The organism is Neisseria sp. P0009.S007 (assembly GCF_051962515.1).
Map to the genome: position 1 here is coordinate 1 of NZ_JBQCVF010000277.1, position 1,699 is coordinate 1,699.

General features: G+C 48.3%; 1 protein-coding gene and 1 pseudogene. One reads left to right on the forward strand and one right to left on the reverse strand.

The window, feature by feature from the left end:
• Positions 1-639, forward strand: a pseudogene (gene cysJ, locus ACTHS3_RS12410) (NADPH-dependent assimilatory sulfite reductase flavoprotein subunit); the annotation flags it as partial.
• Between the two features lie 252 nt (positions 640-891).
• On the opposite strand, the gene ACTHS3_RS12415 reads toward cysJ, so the two are convergent.
• Positions 892-1,554 carry a HEPN domain-containing protein gene (locus ACTHS3_RS12415; protein WP_083306207.1) on the reverse strand — a complete coding sequence of 221 codons (663 nt, stop codon included), beginning with the start codon at positions 1,552-1,554 and terminating at the stop codon, positions 892-894.
• Positions 1,555-1,699 lie beyond the last annotated feature (145 nt).

Sequence of the window (1,699 nt, forward strand, 5' to 3'; positions counted from 1 at the left end):
TACTCCATCGCCTCCGCACAAGATGAAGTCGGCGAAGAAGTCCACCTCACCATCGGCGTCGTCCGTTTCGACCACCATGACCACACCTACACCGGCGCAGCATCCGGCTACTTGGGCGAACGCCTCGAAGAAGGCAGCGAAATCCGTGTCTTTGTCGAACCCAGCCCCAACTTCCGCCTACCCCAAAACGGCGACACTCCCATCATCATGATTGGAGCAGGCACAGGCGTCGCCCCCTTCCGCTCCTTTATGCAACAACGCGCCGCCAATGGCGACAGCGGCAAAAACTGGCTCTTCTTCGGCAACCAACGCCTGGCCGACGACTTCCTCTACCAACTCGAATGGAGCGAATGGCGCAAAGACGGCCTCCTTACCCGCGCCGACCTCGCATGGAGCCGCCAAGGCGAACACAAAGTCTACGTCCAACACAAAATCGCCGAACGCGCCGCCGAAGTTTGGAACTGGCTGCAACAAGGCGCACACATCTACGTCTGCGGCGACGCCGCACGCATGGCACGCGATGTCGAAAACGCCCTGATCGAAGTCATTGAGACCCAAGGCAAACTCAGCCGCGACGAAGCCGAAGACTACCTCAACGACCTGCGCGAAGACAAACGCTACCAACGCGACGTTTATTGATTGGATAAACAAAAAATAAAGGCCGTCTGAAAGCTGAATTTCAGACGGCCTTTTAATCTTTATCGTTTTCCCGAAAACATCTTAAATAAACCTGACAACATATTACCTCGTTTTAGCTCCAAATTTTGACTTCCGCATTTGCCACATTGTCCAGGCTTGGGCAACAACATATCCGATCCCTTAGATGCCTCACGCTGCCAACCGCAAGACAGACAAGTCCAATAAACATCTTGGCGGGGTTTAACTGCCATATCAATCCTCCTTTACAAACGGATAAAACGGCTTGCCCCAATCCTTATCGGCATTTTTCTGAATAACCGACAGCATTACCGGCAGGATACTGCCCAAAATCTTACAGGCATCCTTTAATTGTTCGCGATTGGCGCTACTATTATAAGTCGCACCGCCATGCACCATCTGATTACGCAAAGTGTAAAGCCTGTCAAACAACACAAACAAGACTGTTGCCGTATCCTGCGCGACCAAAGCCGCATTTACTTTACGCCGCTCTTTTTCAAAGCATTCCAAATAAGCAGCTTCAGAAATATAGCCGTTATGGAAATCCCAAAATTCCTGAAACACATAGCGATTGCCCAATAAAGATCGAATCGCACCCGAAAATTCCTTCCACACCAAAGCATAAATCTGCTTATCCGTATCCAGCGCACAGACCTTATTTAAAAAAGTCTGAAATTTGTTTCGATCCGCAGGCATGGTTCGTCCATCCAGCTCATAAGCATAAGCCGCATTAAACGCAATCCACATAGACTGGAAGGCAAAATCCCAATCCTGTACCGACCATCTTTCCTCCGCCTTTTCCAGCCAGCTCAAAGAGCGGTGGATACGCAAGCGGAAGTGTTCCGAGTAAGTATTTTTATGGTCTTGATAATATGTCTTGATTCCAGATAAATTCATTGCCATTCCCTTTTAGCGTATCGATAAATTCACTTCATATGCACGGAATATCCTGCAATGGAATGAAGCAAATTATAATACACCCTTCATAATATTTTTTAAAAATAATATATTGCACTTACTGAGGCCGTCTGAATATTCAGAC

Excerpts from the sequence above, each read along its gene's own strand:
- ACTHS3_RS12415 (WP_083306207.1), bottom strand. The coding sequence starts at position 1,554 with ATGAATTTATCTGGAATCAAGACATATTATCAAGACCATAAAAATACT.